We start from the raw sequence: 23,735 nt of genomic DNA, 5'->3' as shown, positions 1-23,735 counted from the left end.
TCAATTTTATTCATGGTGGAGGGTTAGCGATGGCGGCCACCGGGGTCGGCCAGCTCACTGAGCTCGGCCTCCGGTAACGGCTGGCTCTGTCCCAAAGCTCGGATGACTCGCAACCCATCCTTAACAATCACCGCTGTGGGGACGGCCAAAACTACCCCCAACAGGCCACCGATGCGGGCACCACAGAGAATGGCAACCAGCACCCAGAAGGGATTGAGCCCGGTGACACTGCCCAGTACCCGGGGGGCGAGGCCGTTATCAACGGATTGCTGCACGATTTCGGCCACGAGGAAAATTTTCACGGCAATGCCGATGTCCCGCAAGGCCATCAGCAGAGTCACTAACACAATGCCCACGGTACTGCCGAAGGGAATCAGAGCCATTCCCCCAATGGTGAGGGCAAATAACAGGGCGAAGGGAATGTTTAGCAGCAGAAACACGGCCATCAGAGCCGCTCCTAGGCAGCTGGCGATAATCAACTGGCCAGTGAAATAGTTGCGAAAGCTGCGCCGCAGGGTCTTAGAAAAGGCTGTCCGGGCCGTCGGGGGCAACCAGTTGATCAGGCTAGCCCACACCTCTGGTCCGCTGAGCAGCAGGTAGAAGGTGAGGATCAAGGTCAGCAAAACATCCAGCAGCTTACCGGCCGTGAAGACAGCCACCCCAACGGTTAGATTGAGGGCTTCGCCGGCCAGGGTTTGCAATTCCGCCTTGAGCCGGTCGCTGACCTGAGCCACCAGGGCATCGAGGTTGAAGGGCAGGCCCCAAATCTTCAGCCGTTCATCCAGGAGCAGCAGCTGGCTCTTGCCTGATTCGAACCAGTCAGGCAGTTTAGCCACCAGTTGCTGGGCTTGGCTGATCACCAGGGGCAGTACGGTAATGCCTAGCAACAAAAAGCCCACCAACGCCACCAGAAACACTACGACGGCCGCCGCCCCACGCCCCAGTCCCCGTTGCTGTAGCCAGCTAATGGGGTAGTTGAGCAAGAAGGCCAGCAGGGCTGCAATAACCACAGCAATGAAGAGGGAGCGGAAGTAGGCGAAGATCTGGGAAAAGGCCCAGGCATTCAGCAAAATTAGGGGTGCAGCCAATGCGATCGCAAGCAATTGCGACAGCGGTCTCAGGGTATCCCACCAGAGGGCAATGCTGTTAGACGTAGAAGACTCAGGTTGGGACATAGGGCTGGGAAATGGCAGCAAGGCTGTCTTTATTGTGCCGAATCGGGGAGGGGGTGGATGAGTGATGGGGTGATGGGGTGTAGACGCGGTAGCGGCTTCCCGTGACGAGTGACGAGTGACGAGTGAACGAGTGGATAGGTGGATGGGGTGATGGGGAAAAGGAAAACGGAGAACGGCTTGCCCTGTTCGCGAAGCGGCTCCGTAGGAGCAACGCAGTCGAAGGGAGGGCGGAGAACGGAATAGGGAATAGGGTAGGGGCGCGGTTGCCGCGCCCAATGCAGAAAACCGGCTACCCTGCCAATGCTTGCCAGATCAGCCGTTGCTGATGCACGATCCGGGCTTCCAGCTGATTCACGGGACCGGGACGGGTGGCAGCCACTGCTGTAACCACGCTGCACCGCCGCGGGTGATGGCCATATCCTCGGCCATGAAGGCTTCAAAGTCGGCTAATAGGGTCTCTGCCGCGGGACTGAGGCCAGGGATGCCGTGGATATCGAGGCTGACTTGGCAGCGATCGACGGCCAGAGGCGTAATCTGAATCCAGGCCAGCACGCCATCGGGCATGGCCAGCAAGTGCAGGTTGGGAAAGATGCCAAAGGTATAGAAGCCGTGGCCGGCCTCATCATCCAGGCCCTCAAGGCGGGGATGCCGGTCTCGCCAAGCCGCAGGAGTCGGGGTATAGAGGCAGTTGACGTAGTGATGGAAATGGTGGCGGTAGTGGTGCACCGGCCCTTGCAGCTTATGCAGGGTGGTGCGATGGGCGATGGCCACGTGATAGTCACAGAGGGTATTGTCGTGATAGACCTTCCAGTTGCAGGCCACGCTGTAGGTCTTGTGCACCAGGGGTTGGCTGCCGGCACGACGGTGCTGACGGATCCACTGGGGGATAGGCTGTAGCACTTCCACTAGGGGTGGGGCTTGGAAATCGAGGCAGAGGAACCAGAATCCCTGCCACGGCTCCAGCCGCACTGGGGTGAGGGGATAATCTTGCGGCTGGACTTCTGGGGAGAAGCGATCGCCCCTGGGAAGGCCCACCAGCTGGCCTGTTAGGTCGTAGGTCCAGCCATGGTAGGGGCATACCAGGTGCTTCTGGGTGTGGGGACCTGAGGTGGGGCAGAGCAGGGCGGCCCGGTGGGGACAGACGTTGTAGAAGGCACGTAGGTGGCCCTGACCATCACGGGTGAGCACCAGGGGCGCACCGGCCACCTCAAGGCCCAGGCAGGTGTGGGGCGGTTGTAACAGGGCGGCCTGGGGCAGGTACTGCCAGCTGCGGCGGAAGATGCGATCGCACTCCGGCTGCATCCAGGCGGCATCGGTGTAGTGATGGGCCGGCAGTAAAAAAGTATCGGGACAGGGGCAACCGGCACCCGTCATGGTCCTATCGACTGGGGCACTCCAAAGGTGGCCCGTTGGGATTGCCGCAGCAGGTCCATGATGTCTTCGCAGTAGTGATGAAACTGGGAGCTGCGACGGATGCCGTAGTCCCGCCGTTGGCCCAGGTCGATGCTCAACTCTCGGGCGATGGTGCCAGGGCTGGCCGATAACACATAGATGCGCTGGCTCAGGAACACCGCCTCGGCCACATCGTGGGTAATCATCAAAATGCTGATGCCTAGACGCTGCCACAGCTCTAGCAAAAACTGCTGCATGGTCTCCTTGGTCTGCACGTCCAGGGCCCCGAAGGGCTCATCCATCAGTAGAATCTTGGGCTGGTTGGCTAGGGCCCGTGCGATCGCAACCCGCTGCTTCATGCCCCCCGAGAGTTCCTTAGGCAGTGCCCGGGCAAAAGGGGCCAGCCCCACCATCTCCAGATAGTAGGAGGCCTGTTGTCGCCGCTCCCGGGCCGAGATTCCTCGCAACTTGAGGCCAAACTCCACATTGTTCTGTACCGTCATCCAGGGGTAGAGAGTATAGCTCTGAAACACCATGCCTCGGTCAGCTCCTGGCCCTGTCACACCCCGTCCATCGACAGAGATGGTGCCGCTGGTGGGCCGCTCCAGCCCAGCAATCAGCCGCAACAGGGTAGATTTACCCGAGCCCGAGGCCCCCACGGCACAGACAAACTCCCCCGTCTCCACCTGCATCGTGATATCCTGCAAGGCCACCAACGGCCCACCGCGGGTGGCAAATTGCTTGTGAACCTGGGCAATGTCTAAGTGCATATGTCAATCAATGGCCCATCTACAGGTGGTTTGCAGCAGCAGACGCAGAGACAGGTCCAGTAAAAACCCGATCACCCCCAACACCAGTAAGCAGGCAAAGATCTCATCGGTCTGGAAAAACTTCTGGGCAATGGCAATGCGCTTGCCCAGGCCCACCTCAGCCGCCACCAGCTCCGCCACCACCACTAGGTTCCACGAAGTGGCGACATTGATGCGGAAGGTATCCAACATATTCGGCACCACATAGGGCACAATCACCTGAAACAGCACCTGACGGCGGTTGCCCCCTAGGGTATAGGTACTCTCGATCAGGTCCTTGGGCACGAACTTGACCGCATCCATAATCATCAGAATGTTGTAGAACACCGTACCGATGAAAATCAGCGCCACCTTCGGAGTTTCCCCCAACCCCAAATAGATAATCAGCAGCGGAATAAACGCCGGGGCTGGCATGTAGCGAACGATGCCGATAATCGGCTCAAATAGGGCTCGAATACTGGCAAAAGCCCCCATGGCAATGCCTACCGGGATCGCCACCAGCCCGGCCAGCAAAAATCCCACCATTACCCGAAAGAAGCTGGCGAAGGTATCCTGGCCCAGATAGCCCTGCTGCCAGAGTCGTCCCAGGGCCGTTACCACCATCTGAGGCGTGGGTAAAAAGCGGGGACTGATCACCCCGGCGTTAGACAACAAAAACCAGGCCAACAGCGGGACCAGCACCGACAGGGCCATCAGCAACCAGCTCAGTCCTGGGGGAATACCTTCGGCTAAACGCCAGAAGACGGTGGGCTGCAGGCTGCGATCGGTAGTGGTCATGGATGGCGGAGCATTCCGGGCAACAGAAGACATTGCAAAGGTCTGGGAGACGACGGGGAATATTTGCCAAGGGAGGTTAGGTAAATAACATCACGGGACAACCGGGCGAGGTTGCATAGGCTGGGGAGTGGCAGGCAAGCTCGAGAGCCAGGGGGATTGACGGTGCGTTAGCTCCTAGTCCTCACCCTCGGGACAACTCTATGCCCGTTTCACGCCTGAGCCTTGGCATAGGTCTGCAGGAACTGATCATCCAGAATGGGCTCAAGCTCAGGAGTCTCAGGGATAAACCCGACCTCCACCATGAACTCGGCCATGCGTTCGGCGGCATAGGGCATATATTTCATCTCCTCGCCGCCGGCACTGAAGGCCTCCAAGTTCTCCTCTAGGGTGAAGAAACGGGTGCCGTCTAGGTACTTCTGAAACTGGTCGTCCTCCACATTGGCCCGCTTAGCCATGATGGCGTTGGCCTGGTCTGGGTTGTCTGCCATGAAAGCCAGGACATCAAACCAAGTATTCACCAGGGCCTGCACCTGCTCTGGTTGCTCATCAATCAGGGTCTGGCTAGTCACCAACAGGTCCGGGATAGCACCGGGGTATGCCGCCGAACTCAACAGCTCTTTACTGCCTGCTCGGGTCAGGGCCGTTTCCCAAAAAGGTACCCAACCGGCGAAGGCATCGGTCTGCCCGGCGGCGAAGGCAGTGGCAGCGGCACCAGTCTCCAGGTTTTTGATGGTGACATCTTCCCGACTCATGCCAGCATCTTCCAGGGCCAGGGTGAGCAGAAAGTCACCGACAACCCCTTCCTCCAGGGCAACGGTCTTGCCGCTGAGATCCTCGATGGTGTTAATCTCCGCAGCCACGATCACCTTGTCGTTCCCGGCGGAGTTGTCATTCACGAGCACTGCCACTTCCCCGTTGACGGCATCGGCGGCAAAGGAAATGGTGTCATTTAGGGTCTGGCAATTGGCATCCAATTGCCCAGAAGCCAGGGCCTGCATCGACTCTAAATAGCCGTCAAACCAGATCAGCTCCACATTGGCCCCATGCTTCTCGAATAGGCCCTCCTGCTCGGCAATGGCCCAGGGCCACCAACCGGCCCAACTGCTGTAGCCCATCTTGATGGGGGCAGCGGTCTCGGCGGCGGGCGTCTCCTCCGTGGGCGTCTCCGTCGTTTGCGGGCCTGATTGGGCGCAGCTGACGCTAATCAACAGGGCGCCGATGAAGGCCATGAGTAGGGGTAATAGGGTGCGTCGTTGCATTGCTCCTCCTTGCTTTGCGCTAACGGCTGGGTGTTAAACGGCAACGGTCTGAGCCCGGGCCTTGACTATCTGCCGCAGCCACATCAACCAGGGGGCTAACCCTTGCCCGGTCTTGGCCGACAGAGGCATGACGGCAACCCAGGATTCACCTGCCGCACATTGGCCTCCATCTCAGCCAGATCCACATCTAGATAGGGGGCAAATCAATCTTGGTAATCAGCAGCACATCGGCTTCCCGAAACATGACCGGGTATTTCAGGGGTTTATCAGCCCCTTCGGTGACGCTGAGCAGCGCTACCTTGGCGTGTTCCCCCACCTCAAACTCAGCCGGACAGACGAGATTGCCCACGTTCTCCACCACCAACAGGTCAATGTCATTGGGGCTATGGAGCTCAGCCAATTGATGCAGCCCTCCTGCCACCATGCGGGCATCTAAGTGGCAGGCCCGGCCGGTATTGATGGCAATCACGGGGACGCCGTACTGCCGCAGCCGATCGGCATCGAGTTCGGTGGTCATGTCTCCTTCAACCACGGCTATAGAGAGCTCAGGGCTGAGCTGGGCCAGGGTTTGCTCTAGCAAGGCAGTTTTACCGGCACCGGGGCCGCTCATCAGATTGAGGCAGGTCATGCCCCATTGGTCCAAATGGGCCCGATTATGGTCGGCACCAGCTTGATTGGCGTGGAGCAGGTTAATGCCGAGGGCGTCGTCAAGGGGTTGATGCATGGCAGATCACGGGGTGGCAGTAGGGGTAGGCGAGGCGTATTCCACCCGGTCGATTTTAAGCTCTCGACCGGAGCGAATATCCTCCATGGGGGCGTGACAGATGGGGCAGGCGTAGTGGTGACCGATTTCCGGAGTGTACTCGCTCTGACAGGGATGGCAGAAGGCGATCAGGGGCGTCTCTTGAATCACTAACTCGGCCTCGGCCAACCAGGTGCCGTGGGTTTGCACCTGGAAGGCAAACTGCAGACTGGCTGGTTCCACACAGGTAAACTGGCCCACGCTCAGATGAATTTTGGCGATGGCCTGGCGCTGCGGTTGGGATTGCCACCAGTCACGCACGGTCAGAATCAGGGCCTTAGTCATGTCCGTTTCGTGCATGGGTTACCGCCACTGCTGGTCAACATTGAGGTTGGCGTCGGCCTGGATATAGGCCGGAGTCGCTGTCCGGGGCAGCTGGCCTGAGAGGACTAAATGAGCCATGGTGTCGCAGATGACCCGAGTCGCCATCAGGGCCGTGATGTCGCTGATGTCGTAGGGGGGTGACACCTCCACCACTTCCAGGCCACAGACGGGGGCATTCTGGACGATTTTCTTCAGTAGATATAAGGCTTCCCGGGGTAGCAGTCCGCCAGGCTCTGGCCAGCCCGTGCCGGGGACAAAACCAGCGTCGATGCAGTCGATGTCGAAGCTAATCCAGACACAGTCGGTGCCGTCGAGGGCATGCTCTAGGGCGAAGGTGGCGGCGTTGTCCAACCCCATCTCTGTGATATCGGTCACGGTGAGGATATTGGTGGCTCGTTCCCGGCACACCTTCACGCCCTGGCGGGGCACCTGCCAACCGCCGATGCCCAGTTGCACCAGATTTTTAGCCGGGGCATTGGCCATATTGGTGGCGTGGAACCAAGGACAGGTGTGCATGCGCTCATCCAAGTCGGTTTCTTGGGTATCCACATGACGGTCGAAGTGGATGATGCCGACCTTTTTGTCTCCCAGGTGGCGACAGATGCCGCGCACGGTGGGAAAGCCGATGGAGTGATCGCCCCCCAAAACGATGGGGAAGACACCGGCACTGAAGATGTGGGCGATGCCCTTGGAAATCTGATCGAAGGACTTCTCGTTGTTGGCCGGAATGGTGAAAATATCGCCCACGTCGCAGAGGGTGATTTGCTCCCGCAGATCGACACCTAGTTCGAAGTTGTAAGGGGTATAGAGGGCGGAAATGCGGCGAATCCCCTGGGGGCCAAAGCGAGTGCCGGGGCGGTAAGTGGTGCCGGAGTCGTGGGGCACGCCGACGATGGCGGCATCGTAGTTGCCCACTTGGCGTACATCTTCTAGATAGGGAGCCTTAAGGAAGGTATTGATGCCGGCGAAATGGGGCAGTTCCCCCCGGGAGAAGGTGGAGATGCTACGGTCTTGGATGCTGGCGGCAGCCTCCAGGCCATATTCTAGGCCCCGGTCGACTTCCTGTTGCCAGCCGGTTAAGGGCAGCTGGGCTTCCTGCGACAGGGAGCGTTGGGCTTCTGTTGAGCTATCGGGAGGTTCAAAAATAGGGGGGTCACTCATGGTTAGACGGCGAATTCTACAGTCAGGGGATAAAAGGGCCGCCAAATTAAAGACCCGGAAGGTAGACGAAGTGGCCTCCGTACTCCCTCCCGGGCTTTTATCCCGCCGTGTACCAGATGAGCAGCCAGCATCTTGCTGGAGAATGTCTATTTCAGCAACGATACGCTGCTCTCTGGCGGTTTCTCTCGGACCAGACACCCTGACAGCTGACACCTCTAGAGCTGAAGCTGGAGAGTCGGAACCCTAGAAACCCATTCACTTCCGAGTATTTAGTTGGCGTCGCTCCGTATGGCCCATGGGCAGGCAATACTTGCCACTATTTCTAGCAAGGTCATGGCCTAGGTGGGGTATCAACGGTTACGGAACATCTGACACCGTGAGCTTGCATCTGTTGAAAACCTGAGGTCAGACTAAAATCGAAGAGGATATCTTCCCTGTCTGGATCTAGGCCGTGACGTTGGCACAATAAAACACCAACTGGCCCCGCTCTAGACTCGGTATAACCTGAGCTGGTTTTTGTGAGCCCTATGCAGGCTACTGATTCTGACGACACTCCCAAGGCTACCCCTGCGATCGCATATTCCTCCCGGGCGTTGCGGCGGGCTGAGCGCGCTTTTCGCTGTTCTCCCTTGCGGCTCAAACTGCTGGTCGACCTGCGCCACCACAGTATTGCCCTACAGGCCATGGTCGATAGCCGTGGCATTCACAATGGCTACACCCGCCGTCCTCTCTCGGAATTGGGAGTCGAGGGAGAACTCCTGTGGTTGATTACCGTAGGGCTACTGCGGCGAGAAGTCGATGGCCAAGGCATCACCGATAGCTTTCGCCTCACCCCCCTGGGACGGCAACTCCTGCAACACTGGGAATTAGCAAAACATCCGGATCTCACCCCCAGGGTTCAGGATCACCTATATAATGCGGTGAGCCGCTGGCTTCGTTTGCCAGGGTGGCTATCGGTATAACACACTGGCAGTCCCCCATGAAGTCACCGCCCCCGTGTGTTCCCCAACGAGTATGCAATCGCCAAACACCATTGGGAGGCATGAGATGAAGGCAATTATGGTGGTGGGGACCACCTCCCATGCAGGTAAATCATTGCTGGTGACAGCCCTGTGTCGCCTGCTGAGTCGTCGTGGTTGGCGGGTCGCCCCCTTCAAGGGGCAAAACATGGCCCTGAATGCCTACGTCACCAACAGCGGCACCGAAATGGGCTATGCCCAAGCCGTGCAAGCCTGGGCGGCCAAAGTACCCCCCCAGGTGGATATGAACCCGATCCTGCTTAAGCCCCAAGCAGACATGACATCCCAGGTGGTCCTGCGAGGGCGGGTCGCAGGCTCTACCACCGCCAAAGACTACTACGACAAATTCTTTGATACCGGTTGGCAGGCCATTCAGGAAAGTTTGACACGGCTCACCCAAGACTTTGATTTCTTGGTGTGTGAAGGAGCCGGTAGCCCAGCCGAGATTAACCTGAAGCACCGCGACCTCACCAACATGCGAGTGGCCAAGCATCTCAAGGCGCCCACCATCCTCATCGCCGACATCGACCGGGGCGGGGTATTTGCCCATGTCGTCGGCACCTTAGAATTACTAGAACCCGATGAGCGGGCCTTGATCAAAGGCATTGTTATCAATAAATTCCGCGGCCAACCAGAGCTACTGCAGGACGGCCTCGACTGGTTGCAACAGCGCACCGGCATTCCGGTGTTGGGCGTAATTCCCTGGATGGATCAGGTGTTTCCGGCAGAGGATTCTCTGTCATTGTTTGAGCGCCGCTCCAAACCCTCTGATGTCACGGTGGCCGTGATTCGGCTGCCTCGCATCTCCAACTTCACCGACTTTGAACCCTTGGAAGCAGAGCCTTCGGTGCAGGTGAAATACATCAGCCCTAAAGAGTCTCTGGGCTATCCCGATGCCGTGGTTCTACCGGGCACCAAGACCTCCATTGCCGACCTGCTGGTCCTACAACGGACCGGCATGGCCGAAGCCATCAAAGACTACGCCACGGCCGGGGGCACCGTCATGGGCATCTGCGGCGGCTTTCAAATTATGGGCCAACTGTTGGCCGATCCAGAGGGCTTAGAGGGGCAGGGGGGCCGCTACCGCGGCTTGGGATTGTTTCCCCTGCGCACCGTCATCACTCAACAGAAGGTGGCTCGCCAACGTACCGTCAGTTCCCGCTATCCCCAGGAAGGATTGCCCATCTTTGGCTATGAACTGCACCAGGGCCGCACCCAATTGGTACTCTCTGAAGCCCAAGAAAATGGCTCCTCCTACGAATTTCTATTCGATGATCGGGGGTTGGGGGTTGTCGACAGCACCCAGTCCCTGTGGGGCACCTATCTCCATGGCATCTTCGACAACGGGGCCTGGCGTCGGGCCTGGCTAAACCGATTGCGACAGCAGCGGGGATTGGGCTCCCTGCCGACGGGAGTGCCTAATTACCGGGAACAGCGAGAAGCCATCCTAGATGCCGTGGCTGATGCCGTAGGACAACATCTTGACCTAGAGGCGTTTTTGAGCCAACACACCGTGACTGATTCGACGCCATAGGGAATGACGACGACACCAACAATTCCGGCGCTTGCATGACGCTGACTTCCCCAGATTAGCCGGCCTTCAGCAACTGATTCAGCTGCTGTACCAGGGGATTGGCTAGCTGACGCTGAATTCGACAATAGGTATCGGCGATCTCAGCCGCCGTTCGTTCCTCGATGGCAACGGCCTGGGAACGGCTCTGACAAGGCTCATAGACCGCAGGAGACACGTCAGGCTGTAGCAGGGTAGCGCTAATATCCCGCAGCAGATTACGGTCGAACTCAGCCTCATCGGCCAGCATCTGAGCCAACTTGACCTGAGCCTTGTGCCGAATAAATGCTCTAACTGGATAATGTTCAAAATGAGACAACGGTAAACCTCTCTACAGGGCAACTCTACAGACAACAAACCGATGCCAATAGCCTGACAATAACGTGTCCAGACCATCAACCCCGATGACACCGGGCCACCGTCTCTGCAGTGGTGCTATCGACTCCCTGAAGATGGGCCCAGTTAAGTAGGGTATATTACCGGCTTCTGGTACATTGGGCCAGCGCCACACTACCCAGAGCGGCGTCAGCCACCGCTGGTCATTGCCCCAGGTATGCCAAAGCAGAAAGGGAGACCTGATAAATGCAGCCTTGCCGCGCTAGTCAATAGAGGCGTTATTTCTGCCGCAGCGTACCAGTCATCATCACCGACATTGCCCTAGGAAAGGGGGCCTACCCATCTTTCCAGAAACTGATGGGGCAGTTCCTGGGGGAATCCACTGCTGTCTCCTAGTTGCAATTACTACATGCCATACCCAATCAACGATCCATGGCTTGGCAAGAGTACCCGCGCGGGTGATGTGGCTGCCTCGGTAACCTTGGCATCTTGAAAGTGGCGATACGCCAAGGAGCCAAAAACGCATTCCCAAGCTTAAAGCCCTTAACGGGAATGCGGGACGCTTTCCTAAGCAACGTAGACCACACAAACGAGGTTATTACCCATGACCATTCAAGTTGCACAACCCCCTCTGTACAGTGCTTCCGAAACCAAGTCGACCAACATCTTGGGACCGGCTTACTTCGAGCTCTGCGACCTGCGCGTAGCCGGGACCGCTGGCCAGCCGGACCTACCGATGCAGGTAGCGCCCGCCCAGTCTCCCTACATCGTGGCCTCCAACGAGCAGTTCTCCGTCAGCGTTGACGTCAAGTACAACAACACCCCCCTGACACGGTTACTGCTCTGCCTGGGCTTAAAGATGGAAGTGCACTTCGCCTTCGAGGGAATCGGTGGCAAGGCCATTGAAACCGATGCCTCCGTCAGCAAGATCACGGTGAAGGATGACTTCACCTACACCTTGACCTGGACGGGTACACCGGACATGCTAGGCCTGACCAAGGGGCTGTACGGAATCGCTGCCATCATCAGCGTTTCCCCGGCAGATCATCCCTGCTCTCAGGATGTGATCGGCTACGGCTATGTGGCCGCTCGCCTGATGCAGGTGTTCCCTGCCTAGGGAGTCCTCTGCTGCCCCGCTTTCATGACGGAGTGGGGCGGCGGCAACCCATAGCCTCTACCCCCAGTCCCGCTCATAATCTGAGGTTTCGATTAACCTGACGTCCATTGCTGGACTGGGCCTGAGGCTCAACCTTTAATTAATGCAGGAGCCCTGCCTGCCTTTCCTTGTAGGGGCAGCCTGACGCTGCCCCTACTTATCTCGCTTCCTACCCCCTGTCCACCTGAATTGGGAGACGCGGCCATGGTCAGTGTCCACTCTTCAACCCCCTTAACCGCGATTAAAGGCATTGGTCCGGTGAAGCAACGGCGCCTGCAGCAGGCCCTAGCCATTCAAACAGTCCAGGATTTGCTGGCCTTTGACTGCGATCAGATTCAAGCTCGCTTAGCAGAGGTCGGCCCTGGAGTCCCCCCCCAAGAGATTCAGCAGTGGCTGCAGCAGGCTCGGGCATTGGCGGAGACTGAGCCTGCCGGAGATGCCCCAGAAGCTCCGGCCGCGACGGTTACGGATCTGACCGACTCAGAGCAGGAGACCGGGACCGACCCGACAGAGGGGATGCCCATCGACGCAGCTGTGCCTGAGGACCCGAGCCAGTCACAGCGGGAGGCATCAGCACCACGGATGAATCGCCGGGGCACTTTCCAAATCAGTGTCCTCGAGGGGGTCGACGATGATCGCATGACCATCGAGCATGTCGAGAGTGGTGAATGCTATGGCGTCAATCCCGTCTCGCCGGTGGCTCTATATGAGTGGATTTGGGATCATCTGGTCGGAGAACTCCCCGAGGCTGACTCATCCCCCATCATGTCTCCAGCGTCGAAACCGGCTCCTGGGGCAGAGGCTCCCCCCCCGGCCATCGACATCCTAGAGGTGAGCATTATCCCCGTCACCGCAGATAGTACGGTTCCAGGGACGCTGATGCGCGACCAGGCGTTCACCATGGCCGTGCGGTTTCGGCTGATGTCTGGCAATGGTTCCTCGGCTTTAAAGGACACAGTGGCGGTGGCTCAGTTTTATGCCCGCAATCGCCTCACGGGGGAGATGCGGCCTCTGGCCGTTGTCCAAGACCGGGTCACACAACTGGGAGTCGCTCAATACTTGCAGTCGGATCCGGTCACCCTGACGGATGCTGGTATCTATCAGATTCAAGTGGTGGTGACGCTGCAGAATGTGCGGGCCGCTGCCGGTTACCAAGAACTCCACTTTATTCAGGTGATGTAAGCAGTGAGTTACTCGCCCGTGCGATCGCATCCCGTCGAGAGGGCAGCCAGAGTATCTACCCACAGCCATCGCTTTGCTTACGGCGGATGCTTTTCATGTGCCGTTTGACCGTATTGAGGGCGATGAACAGTTCCTGACCAATGTCTCGATACGACAGGCCTAGCAAAGCCCGCTCCCAGACTTGCGCCTCTCGCTCCGTCAAGCCATACCGCCAGGCATCTATCTGGGCCTGTTGGTGAGCAACTGCCGTGAGGTTCTCCAAGATAACGACTATGCAGGACGCCTGCTGGGGCCCTAGGTCAATCCACTGGGCCTGCAGGCTTACCCGGGTTTCATCCGGCAGCGACACCTGATCTTGTAGCTGGATGGGCTGCCCTGGAAAGAGTTGACGACTCTCTAATAGACAGTGAGCCAAGTGTTCAATCAGGTGTGTATGTGTCTCGCCTTACGCGGATACCCCGGAAAGCTGCGATCGCGTCTAACCATCCCTTCACTCCCCTCCTGATTCCCCTGGAACTAATACAGATGGCTTTAATTTTAATCTTTGGGCTCGGCGGGCGAAGCGTTTATCGTCAAAACTCATCAGATTTTCGCAATGGCGACTGGCGGCCAAATGTAGAGCATCGGCCCAATCTAAACCCTGTAGGTGCCATTCGAGCGCGTCAGCGACCCGTTCCCAATGCTCGATCGTGACGTGGGGTAACCCCAGCAAATGACGAATCACTTGAACAAAGTCTTGGCAACCGAAGCCATAAAAGGCACGTAGCACCCATTCCAGTTCCAGAATGACTGAGAGCGGCACAAACACACTGGCGGATTCGGCCAAAACTTTGCGAGTCAGAGGGCGTTGCCATTGGGCTTCTGGGTCGTTGGGGTCATCAACATAGAACCGAGCCAGAATGTTGGTATCAAGGGCGTTCATGATTGTCTTCTCGCATAGCCTGGGCGATGTCAAAGTCTTGTAATCGTCTGGCAGGTCCGGGGGGACAAACCAACATGCCGAAGCCTTCGTCGATTGTGGTGGTCGGCTTATGACGTTTGACTTCGACCCGAATGGTGTTGCCTTCCAACGTAAAGGTGAGTTGGCTACCAGGGGTAATTCCCAGCTGTTTGCGAATGGCTGCCGGAATGACAACCTGACCTTTGTCGGAAACGGTAACAGTAGGCATAACAATAAATTTCTTACTCAGTAAGACGATTGTAGCGCGATGATAATCTAGACGCAGAGATTGTGCATTGCCTTTACCAGTCACTTCCAGAGTGATGCCCGCCGCATCTAAGGTGTTTTCTCGAAAAGACTCTACCGACTGAAGACCCCCCCTAGCCCCCCAATGCTGATACGCTGGCGAAATCAGCCGTAGGGCACCTTGTAGGGGAGCTCAAAGACGGGAAATCGTTACTTCTGACCATGAATGGGTCCGGCTTTAAACAAAGTTGGCCTTGTTTAAACATGTACTGGTTTGGCTTGACCATGAACGGGTTCCCGATTGACCCTCCAAGGGGCCTGGCAAACCTGAGATCGTTACTGCTTATAGCTGTAGTCAGCCAGGTTAGGACATGCCAAATCAGCGATTGGCTTCCCGAACTGGCTCTACAGCGATTAGCGATCGCATCTACTCAGAAGGTTAGAGCCGATACCATTCAGGTATTCCTGGCATCATGCGATCGCACACTACACCGCGAAGGTTAAGGGCGCATACCCCATCATCATCTGGGCCAGCCTAGTAAAGGGCTGATAAAGCTCTAGAGCCAGCTGTCCCTGCTCAGCGACAATCCGAGCCTGGGGATAGGCGGTCGACATCCTCGACGTTGAAGTATAGGCAGCTCCTAAACGGTCGAACTGGTCCTGAAGCAGCCGTTGCAGGGGTATCGCCATTGAGCGAAACGGCTGCACTGAGGTCGTCGACATCCCAACCGGTCTGATCGGACTACTGACCAAGACCAACAACGGAGTCACAGCGGATCCGTCGATTTATTGCTGAAACAGCTAATCCGGGGAAGCTCTGAAACCTGAGATGAACGGTAAATATCAGGCAGACTGTACCGGCTAAGCCTAGCCGCAGCCGGGATCTTCCGGCATGATGACAGGGTCAACCTATGGATCGCTCTACCATGCCACGGCGACGTATGGAGCAAGGCGCAGCAACGCCCGATACAGAGGCAGGAGCCAAGAAGCTGACTAGTTTTGGCGGAGTATTCACCCCGTCAATTCTGACGATTCTCGGGGTGATCATGTACCTACGCTTCGGCTGGGTACTGGGTCATGTGGGGCTGGTGCAGACCTTATTGGTGGTGACCATCTGCACCGGGATTACCTTTCTCACCGGGCTATCCATCTCGGCCATCGCCACTGACCAGGTGGTACGGGCTGGCGGGGCCTATTACATGATTAGCCGCTCCCTTGGCATTGAAACCGGGGGCGCCGTGGGCATTCCCCTCTACTTTGCCCAGGGGCTCTCGGTGGCTCTCTACACCATCGGCTTTGCCGAGAGTCTGGTGCGGGTATTTCCCCGACTCGATCAAACCCTGGTAGCCCTGATGACGACGGTGCTGGTGACCGCGTTGGCTCTGAAATCGGCCGAAATTGCCATTAAGGCTCAATATTTCATCATGGCCGCCATTGTCCTTTCCTTGGTTTCTCTGGCTATGGGCCATAGCATCACGCCCACGGAGTTACCCTCCCCAGAGCCTCCCGGCTCGGTGGGATTTTGGACGGTGCTAGCGGTGTTCTTCCCAGCGGTGACGGGCATTATGTCGGGGGTCAACATGTCGGGGGATTTGAAAAAACCCAGCAAGGCCATCCCCATCGGCACCCTGGCTGCCATCGGCAGCGGCTATGTGATCTATATGATTATTCCCGTCATTCTCAGCCTGCGGGCTGACCCGACCACCCTGGTAGCCGACCCCTTGGTGATGCGGCGCATTGCCCTGTGGGGCGATGCCATTCTACTGGGGGTGTGGGGGGCCACTCTATCTAGTGCTATTGGTAGCATCTTGGGGGCACCTCGGGTATTACAGGCCCTGGCTCGAGACGGTATCTTACCGCGGCGACTGCGGTGGTTGGGCCATGGGAGTCGCGAAGGAGATGAGCCGCGGCTGGGCACCCTGTTTACCCTGGGCATTGTCTTGGTGGCTGTCTCCATCGGCGATTTAAACCTGATTGCGCCGGTGCTGACCATGTTTTTCTTGACCACCTACATGGTGTTGAATGTGGCAGCTGGTTTGGAAGGGTTTCTGCAGAGTCCGTCTTTTCGACCGACGTTTAAGGTGCACTGGTCGCTCTCGTTACTGGGGGCAGCGGGGTGTCTGACGGTGATGTTTTTGATCAATGCTGTAGCCACAGTGGCGGCAGCGGTGATCGTGCTGTTGATTTACCTATGGCTGGAGCGGCGGGAGCTGGAGAGCGCCTGGGGGGATGTGCGCCAGGGATTGTGGATGAGTTTGGTGCGTACGGCCTTATTCCGCATTGAGGGGGCTTTGGATGCCAAAAACTGGCGCCCCCATTTGCTGGTCTTCTCGGGGGCCCCGACGAAGCGCTGGCATTTGATTGAATTGGCGGCCGCCCTGACCCACAATCGGGGCCTATTTACGGTGTCGAGTGTGTTGCCCCCTAGATCTCGTAGTGGCGCCCAGCAGGAGGGCATGGAGGCGACCCCTACAGGAGTATCTGGAGCGGCGAGGGATCCAGGCGTTTGTGCGGTTGATTACGGCGGCAGAACCCTTCGGCGGCATGGGACAGCTGGTGGAGTCTTACGGCATTGGTCCCCTGATGCCGAATACGGTGATGCTGGGGGATACGGAAAATCCCCAGAGTTGCGATCGCTTCTGCCAGCTGATTAGCCGCTGTCACCAGGCAAGCGCAATGTGATTATTTTTCGCGGCGAGCCCCAGACCTATGAGCTAAGCCGCCGTCGCCCTCCTCACTATCGCCGCATTGATGTCTGGTGGGGCGGACTCCAGGCCAATGGGGGACTGATGTTGATTTTGGCCTATCTGCTACGCACCAGTCTTACCTGGCGTGGGGTAGAGATCCGCCTCAACCTGGTGGTGCCCAATCAAGCGGCAGCAAAGGCAGCCCAGACTAACCTGCAGCGGCTCGTCGATGGTCTACGTATTGGCGCTACCCCCCGGGTGATTCTGGCGGAGGGCCGGCCCTTTGACACCATTTTGAAGCAGTCCTCTGAAACGGCTGATTTAGTATTTCTGGGCTTAGCCACTCCCAATGAACACTTCAGCCAGTACTATCTCTCCCTGCAACAGCGCACTGCCGGATTACCCGGCACCATATTTGTCCTGGCCTCAGAGGATTTGGAGTTTGCCGAAGTCCTGCAGAAAGAGTAGGCCCGTGGGGCCATGGGCTGCCGTTGCCGGACCAGACCATTATGATGGAATAGCTCCCCTTGGAGCGTCGATGACGATGGTGTTTAGTCCGGGAGAGCATAGCATGAGTGTTGATGACACCAAGTTCCAGCAGGAATTGGAAAACGCCGTAGAGTATGCCCGTCAGGTCTGTGATCAACAAGGCGCTGACTCTCAGGCCTGTGCGGTCGCGTGGGATACTGTCGAGGAGATGCGAGCGGAGGTCTCCCATCAGCATCAAACCCCGGCCAAAACTGGCTTCGATCAGTACTTAGAGGACAATCCCGATGCCCCAGAGGGCTTGATATACGACACCTAATGTTTGCCGGTTTTGCTCATGCCCTTCTGTGGCCTCAAGGCCCTGCCCCTGCTGCTAGTGTTGGGCCTGTTTGCCTGCACGGAGCCATCGTCTGTGGCTCCCTCCCCTGCCCCTGCTGACTCTGACTCTGCTACCCCTTCTGGGGCGGAGAAGGACGCTGCGATCGCATCCGGTGCCGAGCCAGCCAACCCCATTGCCACCGAGCCCCTAGTTCCCAGCCCCATCCGCATCACCCTGGCCGATCTGCCCCAACCCTTCGCCTCCCAGAGTGCCCGCAAACCGCCCCAAGTCATCGATATTCCCAGCAATCCTAGGCTGCAGGTGCCAGCAGGATTTACCGTCAACGTCTTTGCCGAGAATCTGGATCGGCCCCGCTGGCTTGCCCTCACCCCCGAGGGCGATGTGCTAGTGACCGAAACTCGGCAGAACCGCATTCGTCGCCTGCAGGATCAAAACGACGATGGGGCTGCCGATGCGGTAACCACCTTTGCCGATGCCAGCCATGGCCTCGATATTCCCTTCGGCATGGCCTTCACCGCGGATCACTTTTACCTAGGCAATACCAGCACCCTGCGGCGGTATCCCTACCGGACTGGTCAGGCGACCCTGCAGGGCAGCGGTGAGGTCATTGCCGAGCTACCTGGCGGCGGTTACCGCCAACACTGGACTCGCAATGTCGTCGTTTCTCCAGACCAACAGCGCCTCTACGTCTCCATTGGCTCTCGCTCCAACGTCAGCGCAGAGCCTTTGCCCCGGGCCTCGGTGCAGGTGATGGCCCTGGACGGCAGCGCTCCAGAAACCGTTGCTTCTGGCCTGCGCAATCCCGTTGGCCTAGACTTTCACCCCGTCACTGGCGACCTCTACACCACTGTCAACGAGCGGGATGGTCTCGGCGATGACCTGGTGCCCGACTACCTCACCCGCATCCAGGCGGGAGAGTTCTATGGCTGGCCCTATGCTTACCTGCAGCCGGACTGGCTCGATCCCCGCCAGGTGGTTGATGGTCGCAGTCGCCGCCCCGATTTGGCCGCCCAGACCCAAACCCCGGACGTGCTGTTTCAGGCCCACTCGGCTGCCCTAGGATTGCAGTTCTACGATGGCAATACCTTTCCGCAGCGCTATCACCAGGGCGCCTTCGTCGCTTTCCGCGGCTCTTGGAATCGACAGCAGGGCACGGGCTACAAGCTGGTGTTTGTCCCTTTTAGCTCTGAAGGACGCCCCCTGGGCCACTACGAAGACTTTCTCACGGGCTTCCTGGTCGATCCCCAGGGGCCGACCACTTGGGGCCGTCCTGTGGGCCTACTGATGATGCCCGATGGCAGTCTGTTATTTACCGAAGAAATGAATGGCCGCATCTATCGGGTGCAGTTTAGCCAGGGCTGAGCTCAACCAGGTGTGATCGAGCTGTGCTCGTTAAGGGCCTGATCGACTTGGCCGTATAGGGCTGCCACTGTGGTGCTGTTATCTAAGACCACGTCGGCTCGGGCGGCTTTGTCTAACAGGGGCATCTGGCTCTGGATACGTGCGATCGCATCAGTGCGAGACAGTTGATTACGGGCCATTAACCGTTGGCATTGCTGGGCCTCAGAGCAAATCACCACCCAAGATTCCGTCACCTGATCGACCAGATTGGCCTCAAACAACAGGGGAATGCTGTGGACCACCACCGGGCAGTCCTGCAAACGGACCATAGCCTGGGCAAAACACTGACGCACGAACGGATGAATCTGCTGTTCTAGCCAGCGTTTCTCGTCGGTGTTATAGAAGACCACATCGCCCAATCGCCTCCGATCCAACTCGCCATCCGGCTGCACCATGGCAGTGCCATAACGCTGCACAATCGCCTGAAAAATCGGGGAACCGGGCACCACCGCCTGGCGAGCATAGGCATCGGCATCCAACACGGGAATGCCATGGTGCTGCTCTAAATAGTGGGACACCGTTGATTTACCGGTAGCAATGCCCCCCGTCAGGCCAATAATACGGGGTGAAGGAGCTGCCATAGATCGAAGATCCAACCCATCTAGCCTAGTCATAGCCCACCAGGAGCCAGACACCCCCCAGGGCCACTAGCACCCCCAAGATAGCTCGGAGACTGACGCGCTCGCCCAGTAAGACCACGATCGGCAAAATAAATAGTGGACTCGTGCCCAGCAGCGCTTGAGCAATTCCCGTGGCAGCATACTTCAGGGCCATCTGCTGCAACCACAGGGCCAGATAGGTGCCTATAAACGCCGCCACCATCAACACCCCCAGCAGCCGACCCGAGGCTAGGAGGCGCAGTTGATAGCGCCACTGCCCTCCCCTCAGGCAACAATATTCCCATGATGCTCAACCCACCCCCCAGCCGCAACAGCGTACTCCACAGGGGATCGACCGCCGTGTCTGCCAAAGCCGCCCGTGACATGACTGCTCCGACAGCCTGCCCAACGGCTGCTAAACAGCCATAGCAGATACCCCGCCAGGGTTGGAATGATTCCCCAGGGATACCGGGAGCTCGCTCAGAAACTACCCAACTCACCCCCAACAGCGTTAAGACAATGCCCAGCCAATCCCTCAGGGCCAGATATTCTCCCAAAAATCCTAAGGCCATCAGGGCAGCCATGGCCGGCGCCAAGGACTCTAGCAACAGCACCCGCCGGGCCCCCAGATAATTGAGCGCCGTAAAATAGGCCGTATCCCCTAGGCCAATGCCAATCACACCACTGCCTAGCAACAGCAGCACAGACCCTTGCTCCAACCCACTCCTGATCTGCCAAGGGTCCTGGGGCTGATAGAGCGCTTGCACAGCAAGGGTTAGACCAATCAGGCTAATCGCCAATAATCCCTTGACCAGATTTAGCACCAGGGGAGCAAGCTGTTTGCCCAACTGGCCAAACATGACCGTCGCCAACGCCCATAAAAAAGCAGCCCCCAGGGCCGCCAACTCCCCTCGTAAGTCCATCATGACCGATAACCCCAGTCCTTAAGCCCAGCCCAGAGGAGCTTAGCCCATTTCCTATGGATCGAGCCATATCTCTATGCCTAAGGCGGTCTTCTAAGGCCAGGTCTGCCCTGGCACTTTTGAGGCAGATGGGCGTCATCATTACCGTAGCAACTGCTGACATTAATGGACCGACGAACCGCCAAGGGCTGGCGGTTGGAAACAGTCATCCAAAACCTCACTAATTTCACTGAGATTTATGCGGATTAATCGGAGGCTTTACGTAGTAACAAGTAGAACGCCAAGACTGGACATCGTCTAGGCAGCCTGTCGTTTGCTCAAACGTCGCTATCTTCCCGGGGACTGTCTACCCGCCTTGACCGTGGCAATGGTTTTTATAGAGGAATCCTCATGCGCATTTGGACCCTCGCTTCCTGTAGCAGTTTGGTTGCTCTGACAGCGTGTTCTGGCAACCAGTCTACCGACAATGGCTGGTCATTTACGCCCCCTGATTTAGAGACCGCCAGCTTTGATGATCCCTTGGTAGACACTGCCACCTCGGCTGACCCCCCCGATATCAGCCCCAGCGTTACGGCTCCCGAAAGCAATCCCGCCACTCCCCGCAGTGGCTCCGCCATTGCCGACCAACCGCTGCCAGGGCGCACTCCACCGGCACAATCTCCGGGACGACGCAGCCGGGCGGTGATGCTGGCACCTCTAGCAGCGGCAGCCGGCAGTCCATCGGCATCATCGGTTCCCAGTTCCGCAACGCCTTCTGCGGCCACCCCAGGGCCTACTCCTACCCCAGAGCCTGCCACCACGACTCCTCGCCCTCAGTCCCAACCCACTGGCGCCACCATTGCCTCCCCTGAAAGTGGGCCAACGGCGCCTCTGACCAGCAGGTCAGCTACCAGTGCCACGGCTCCAGCTCAGACACCTACAGCTGCCTCACCCCCCGCCGCGCCCAGTACAGCTCCCTTAACCGCCTCCTCGTCCCCTGCCAGTGAAGCGACAACGCCAGAAACCAATCCGGAGACCAATTCTCCCCTAACAGCGACGGCCCCTGAGGCCCCCATACGCCCTTCTCGCTCTCACCCCTGGCGTGATGGTGATGTTCCCAGCCGTGACCCACTGGCGGCCTCGGCTGCTGAGCCAGCTCCTGAGATCGAGCAGCCCCTAGCAGAGGCCCCCCATGAGACAGCGCCCTTACGCCGGGAGCGGCCCACCCTGGCCATGACAGCCATGGCTGTGGACCTGAACCAGGCCCACCAAGCTGCTGCTCACCCAGTCCCTACGGCTGCTATGGTCGAAGCGGGGACCTTCGACAGTGCCATGCAGCTGCAAGCGGCCCGGCGACTATCCCGACCGGCTCCGTCCATGGCCTGTGTAGAGACGCTCGCTAAGGCAGATACCTCCTATTCTGAAGACATCGAGGCCACCAGGGCTGACACGTGCTCTGGTGGAACCAGAGTATTGGCGCAGAGTATGCCAGAGGCAGCCACCGCAGGGACACCAATGCCAGGTAAGGTGCTATCCCCCACCCGCAATAGTCCAGCAACGGGGGTGAAACAGTTGGGAAATACGCCTTGACCAGCCCCGATGGCTGGGCCATAGGTGCCCCGATAGCGCCGGAGAAATCGCTGATGGGTCAGGGGAGTACCAAGCAGCTCTAAGACCAGGCGTTGACACAGGTCTGGAATAATGTTCTCGAGGGCTGGAAACAGGGGAGCCGCTCGCTGAGCTTTACGCTGGGCATAGTCGGCTCCCCGCTGCCAGCCCGGCCAGGGTTCTAGGGTATAGGCATGGAGTACATGGTGTCGATCAATGGTTATTGGGGCAAGCGCCCCTGAGCTGCTCTCCTTGGGCAGCAACGTAGGCTTCAATGGCCGCTAGATGTTGTTGCACGGCGGCTTCTTCTTGGGGATGAATTGTCCGCAGGAAGTCGATGCGCCAGGCAACGGAGCGGCGGAGTTCTGCCACCTCTTGCCGCAGGATAGGAATCTGGGGATGGTGGGCATGGTGACAGCTGAGCTCACTGATGGTTTTCTCTAGCCGCCATTGTTGCCGGGCTAGGTGACCGCTAGCCGCTTCAATCTGGACTCGGACACCCCCAGCCTTAACCACACAGTAGATTTCCATCAGCCGACCATAGGCTTGTCTGTCGGGAATCGGCTCTTGTAACAATGCCTGGATGTGAGTAGGGGTGAGCAGGGTCATAGGGCTTGTCGTAGGCAAGATAAGGGTTTTCTTGATTAAACTTCATATATAGACGGCAACACACGGGGAGGGTCTCCCATGGCAACCGGTCAAGATACGTTATTCGCTCGATTTTTGGCGCCTCTGTTCGATCACCTCTTGGATCGGGAGGCCTTGCTGGCCTATCGACACCAGTTTGACTGGGAGCAACAATGCGATCGCATTGCCAACCCTAAGCTGACCTATCCAGACTATTATCGCAAGGCCGCCTTCCATGGCATTGAGCAGGGCTATCTCAGCGCCGATGCCGCCGTCACCTACGATCCCATCACCCAGTACGTCCTGCCCCCCAATGAAACCTGGGTGCGCCAGGCCCTAATCGACAAGATTCAGGGACAGCCCCGCCGCATTCTAGATCTGGGCTGCGGCACCGGCACCACCACCCACTTGCTGAAGCAAACCTTTCCCGCTGCCGAGGTGATCGGGCTGGACCTGTCGCCCCATATGTTGGTCGTCGCCGAGGACAAGGCCCGTCAGGCCAATCTAGCCATTCACTGGGTCCACGGCAACGCCGAACCACACCCCCTTTCCAGCGGCTCACTTCGATCTAGTCACCGCCTCTCTGCTCTTCCATGAGACCCCTACTGAGGTCGCCCAGACCATCCTGCGAGAAGCCTTTCGGCTGTTGCGCCCCAGTGGTGAGGTAGCCATCCTAGACGGCAACCCCGAGACACCCTACGAGCTCTGCCCTGGCTGATGGAGATCTTCGAAGAGCCCTACATTCAGGAATTTGCCCAGGGCACCGTAGCCGCCTGGCTGGGGGCGGCGGGGGTTTTGACCACATCACCAGTGACACGGTATGGCTAATTAACCAGGTTACCCACGGGCTCAAGCCACCCCCCTACCCCCCAGGAGATGCCCATAGCCGATACCCTAGTAGCAGCGACCTGACGCCGCCTGCCCTCTAGACGCGACG

The 23,735-nt window shown here is 58.3% G+C and carries 21 protein-coding genes, 5 pseudogenes and 1 riboswitch; of the genes and pseudogenes, 8 read left to right on the top strand and 18 right to left on the bottom strand.

Annotated features, from left to right (window positions below; all coding sequences use genetic code 11):
• Positions 1 to 23 precede the first annotated feature (23 nt).
• The 8 genes and pseudogenes from XM38_RS09730 to XM38_RS09695 all read right to left on the bottom strand — a co-directional run bounded on the left by XM38_RS09730 (position 24) and on the right by XM38_RS09695 (position 7,699).
• Positions 24 to 1,175 carry an AI-2E family transporter gene (locus XM38_RS09730; RefSeq protein WP_080813795.1) on the bottom strand — a complete coding sequence of 384 codons (1,152 nt, stop codon included), beginning with the start codon at positions 1,173 to 1,175 and terminating at the stop codon, positions 24 to 26.
• Positions 1,176 to 1,526: 351 nt separating this feature from the next.
• Positions 1,527 to 2,549, bottom strand: coding sequence for an aromatic ring-hydroxylating oxygenase subunit alpha (locus tag XM38_RS09725; RefSeq protein WP_088429673.1), 1,023 nt, complete (start codon positions 2,547 to 2,549; stop codon positions 1,527 to 1,529).
• Complete coding sequence (locus XM38_RS09720; protein ID WP_088429671.1) at positions 2,546 to 3,337, bottom strand: ABC transporter ATP-binding protein; 792 nt, start codon at positions 3,335 to 3,337, stop codon at positions 2,546 to 2,548. The genes XM38_RS09725 and XM38_RS09720 overlap by 4 nt, the downstream gene beginning before the upstream one ends.
• Before the next feature lie 3 nt (positions 3,338 to 3,340).
• Positions 3,341 to 4,153 carry an ABC transporter permease gene (locus XM38_RS09715; RefSeq protein WP_080813800.1) on the bottom strand — a complete coding sequence of 271 codons (813 nt, stop codon included), beginning with the start codon at positions 4,151 to 4,153 and terminating at the stop codon, positions 3,341 to 3,343.
• A gap of 209 nt (positions 4,154 to 4,362) precedes the next feature.
• Positions 4,363 to 5,412 carry an ABC transporter substrate-binding protein gene (locus tag XM38_RS09710; RefSeq protein ID WP_080813803.1) on the bottom strand — a complete coding sequence of 350 codons (1,050 nt, stop codon included), beginning with the start codon at positions 5,410 to 5,412 and terminating at the stop codon, positions 4,363 to 4,365.
• Between the two features lie 33 nt (positions 5,413 to 5,445).
• A pseudogene (gene hypB / locus XM38_RS09705) lies at positions 5,446 to 6,136 on the bottom strand (hydrogenase nickel incorporation protein HypB).
• A gap of 6 nt (positions 6,137 to 6,142) precedes the next feature.
• The gene (hypA, locus tag XM38_RS09700) at positions 6,143 to 6,514 is read right to left on the bottom strand and encodes a hydrogenase maturation nickel metallochaperone HypA (RefSeq protein ID WP_080813805.1); all 372 of its coding nucleotides are present in this window, start codon (positions 6,512 to 6,514) and stop codon (positions 6,143 to 6,145) included.
• 3 nt (positions 6,515 to 6,517) lie between these two features.
• Positions 6,518 to 7,699, bottom strand: a complete 1,182-nt coding sequence (locus tag XM38_RS09695; RefSeq protein ID WP_088429669.1) for an agmatinase family protein — start codon at positions 7,697 to 7,699, stop codon at positions 6,518 to 6,520.
• An 84-nt stretch (positions 7,700 to 7,783) separates the two neighbouring features.
• Positions 7,784 to 7,957: riboswitch (guanidine-I (ykkC/yxkD leader) on the bottom strand.
• Between the two features lie 269 nt (positions 7,958 to 8,226).
• On the opposite strand from XM38_RS09695, the gene XM38_RS09690 reads away from it, so the two are divergent.
• Complete coding sequence (locus XM38_RS09690) at positions 8,227 to 8,661, top strand: Npun_F0494 family protein (protein WP_080813809.1); 435 nt, start codon at positions 8,227 to 8,229, stop codon at positions 8,659 to 8,661.
• An 85-nt stretch (positions 8,662 to 8,746) separates the two neighbouring features.
• On the top strand, positions 8,747 to 10,252 hold the full coding sequence (cobQ, locus tag XM38_RS09685; RefSeq protein WP_088429667.1) for a cobyric acid synthase CobQ: 1,506 nt from the start codon (positions 8,747 to 8,749) through the stop codon (positions 10,250 to 10,252).
• Between the two features lie 55 nt (positions 10,253 to 10,307).
• Here cobQ and XM38_RS09680 read toward each other — a convergent pair whose 3' ends face one another.
• Positions 10,308 to 10,607, bottom strand: a complete 300-nt coding sequence (locus XM38_RS09680; protein WP_080813812.1) for a hypothetical protein — start codon at positions 10,605 to 10,607, stop codon at positions 10,308 to 10,310.
• A gap of 621 nt (positions 10,608 to 11,228) precedes the next feature.
• Between XM38_RS09680 and XM38_RS09675 the strand changes: the two genes are divergently transcribed.
• Together XM38_RS09675 and XM38_RS09670 are read left to right on the top strand one after the other, a co-directional pair.
• Complete coding sequence (locus XM38_RS09675) at positions 11,229 to 11,741, top strand: hypothetical protein (RefSeq protein ID WP_080813814.1); 513 nt, start codon at positions 11,229 to 11,231, stop codon at positions 11,739 to 11,741.
• Positions 11,742 to 11,984: 243 nt separating this feature from the next.
• Positions 11,985 to 12,962 (top strand): helix-hairpin-helix domain-containing protein, encoded by a 978-nt coding sequence (locus XM38_RS09670; protein ID WP_088429665.1) that lies wholly within the window; start codon positions 11,985 to 11,987, stop codon positions 12,960 to 12,962.
• A gap of 55 nt (positions 12,963 to 13,017) precedes the next feature.
• On the opposite strand, the gene XM38_RS09665 is transcribed toward XM38_RS09670, so the two are convergent.
• The 4 genes from XM38_RS09665 to XM38_RS09650 form a co-directional block, all read right to left on the bottom strand.
• Positions 13,018 to 13,377, bottom strand: coding sequence for a helix-turn-helix transcriptional regulator (locus XM38_RS09665; RefSeq protein WP_187329350.1), 360 nt, complete (start codon positions 13,375 to 13,377; stop codon positions 13,018 to 13,020).
• A 75-nt stretch (positions 13,378 to 13,452) separates the two neighbouring features.
• Complete coding sequence (locus XM38_RS09660; RefSeq protein WP_088429663.1) at positions 13,453 to 13,884, bottom strand: type II toxin-antitoxin system VapC family toxin; 432 nt, start codon at positions 13,882 to 13,884, stop codon at positions 13,453 to 13,455.
• Positions 13,871 to 14,131: an AbrB/MazE/SpoVT family DNA-binding domain-containing protein gene (locus tag XM38_RS09655; protein ID WP_080813826.1), complete on the bottom strand. Its 261-nt coding sequence runs from the start codon at positions 14,129 to 14,131 to the stop codon at positions 13,871 to 13,873. The genes XM38_RS09660 and XM38_RS09655 overlap by 14 nt, the downstream gene beginning before the upstream one ends.
• 503 nt (positions 14,132 to 14,634) lie before the next feature.
• On the bottom strand, positions 14,635 to 14,871 hold the full coding sequence (locus XM38_RS09650) for a hypothetical protein (RefSeq protein WP_137455065.1): 237 nt from the start codon (positions 14,869 to 14,871) through the stop codon (positions 14,635 to 14,637).
• A gap of 218 nt (positions 14,872 to 15,089) precedes the next feature.
• Here XM38_RS09650 and XM38_RS09645 point away from each other — a divergent pair.
• The 3 genes and pseudogenes from XM38_RS09645 (at position 15,090) to XM38_RS09635 (ending at position 19,023) form a co-directional block, all read left to right on the top strand.
• Positions 15,090 to 17,303 (top strand): annotated as a pseudogene (locus XM38_RS09645) (Na-K-Cl cotransporter).
• A gap of 103 nt (positions 17,304 to 17,406) precedes the next feature.
• The gene (locus XM38_RS09640) at positions 17,407 to 17,640 is read left to right on the top strand and encodes a Calvin cycle protein CP12 (RefSeq protein ID WP_088431613.1); all 234 of its coding nucleotides are present in this window, start codon (positions 17,407 to 17,409) and stop codon (positions 17,638 to 17,640) included.
• Positions 17,641 to 17,658: 18 nt separating this feature from the next.
• Complete coding sequence (locus tag XM38_RS09635) at positions 17,659 to 19,023, top strand: PQQ-dependent sugar dehydrogenase (protein WP_088429661.1); 1,365 nt, start codon at positions 17,659 to 17,661, stop codon at positions 19,021 to 19,023.
• Positions 19,024 to 19,025: 2 nt separating this feature from the next.
• Here the strand turns inward: XM38_RS09635 and coaE are convergent, their stop codons facing one another.
• The 5 genes and pseudogenes from coaE to XM38_RS09615 all read right to left on the bottom strand — a co-directional run bounded on the left by coaE (position 19,026) and on the right by XM38_RS09615 (position 22,780).
• Positions 19,026 to 19,643: a dephospho-CoA kinase gene (coaE, locus tag XM38_RS09630; RefSeq protein WP_088429660.1), complete on the bottom strand. Its 618-nt coding sequence runs from the start codon at positions 19,641 to 19,643 to the stop codon at positions 19,026 to 19,028.
• A gap of 25 nt (positions 19,644 to 19,668) precedes the next feature.
• The gene (locus XM38_RS28865; protein ID WP_256995571.1) at positions 19,669 to 19,884 is read right to left on the bottom strand and encodes an EamA family transporter; all 216 of its coding nucleotides are present in this window, start codon (positions 19,882 to 19,884) and stop codon (positions 19,669 to 19,671) included.
• Between the two features lie 559 nt (positions 19,885 to 20,443).
• A pseudogene (locus XM38_RS29355) lies at positions 20,444 to 20,521 on the bottom strand (hypothetical protein); the annotation flags it as partial.
• Positions 20,522 to 21,978: 1,457 nt separating this feature from the next.
• A pseudogene (locus tag XM38_RS28855) lies at positions 21,979 to 22,401 on the bottom strand (all-trans-retinol 13,14-reductase); the annotation flags it as partial.
• Positions 22,385 to 22,780, bottom strand: a complete 396-nt coding sequence (locus tag XM38_RS09615; RefSeq protein WP_088429658.1) for a hypothetical protein — start codon at positions 22,778 to 22,780, stop codon at positions 22,385 to 22,387. The gene XM38_RS09615 and the pseudogene XM38_RS28855, both read right to left, overlap by 17 nt.
• Before the next feature lie 78 nt (positions 22,781 to 22,858).
• Here XM38_RS09615 and XM38_RS28850 point away from each other — a divergent pair.
• Positions 22,859 to 23,727: pseudogene (locus XM38_RS28850) on the top strand (class I SAM-dependent methyltransferase).
• The last annotated feature ends 8 nt before the right edge of the window (positions 23,728 to 23,735 follow it).

Source organism: Halomicronema hongdechloris C2206, from assembly GCF_002075285.3.
Classification (GTDB): domain Bacteria; phylum Cyanobacteriota; class Cyanobacteriia; order Phormidesmidales; family Phormidesmidaceae; genus Halomicronema_B; species Halomicronema_B hongdechloris.
The sequence above is the reverse complement of the archived record's forward strand: the minus strand, read 5'-3'. Positions and strand labels throughout refer to the sequence as shown.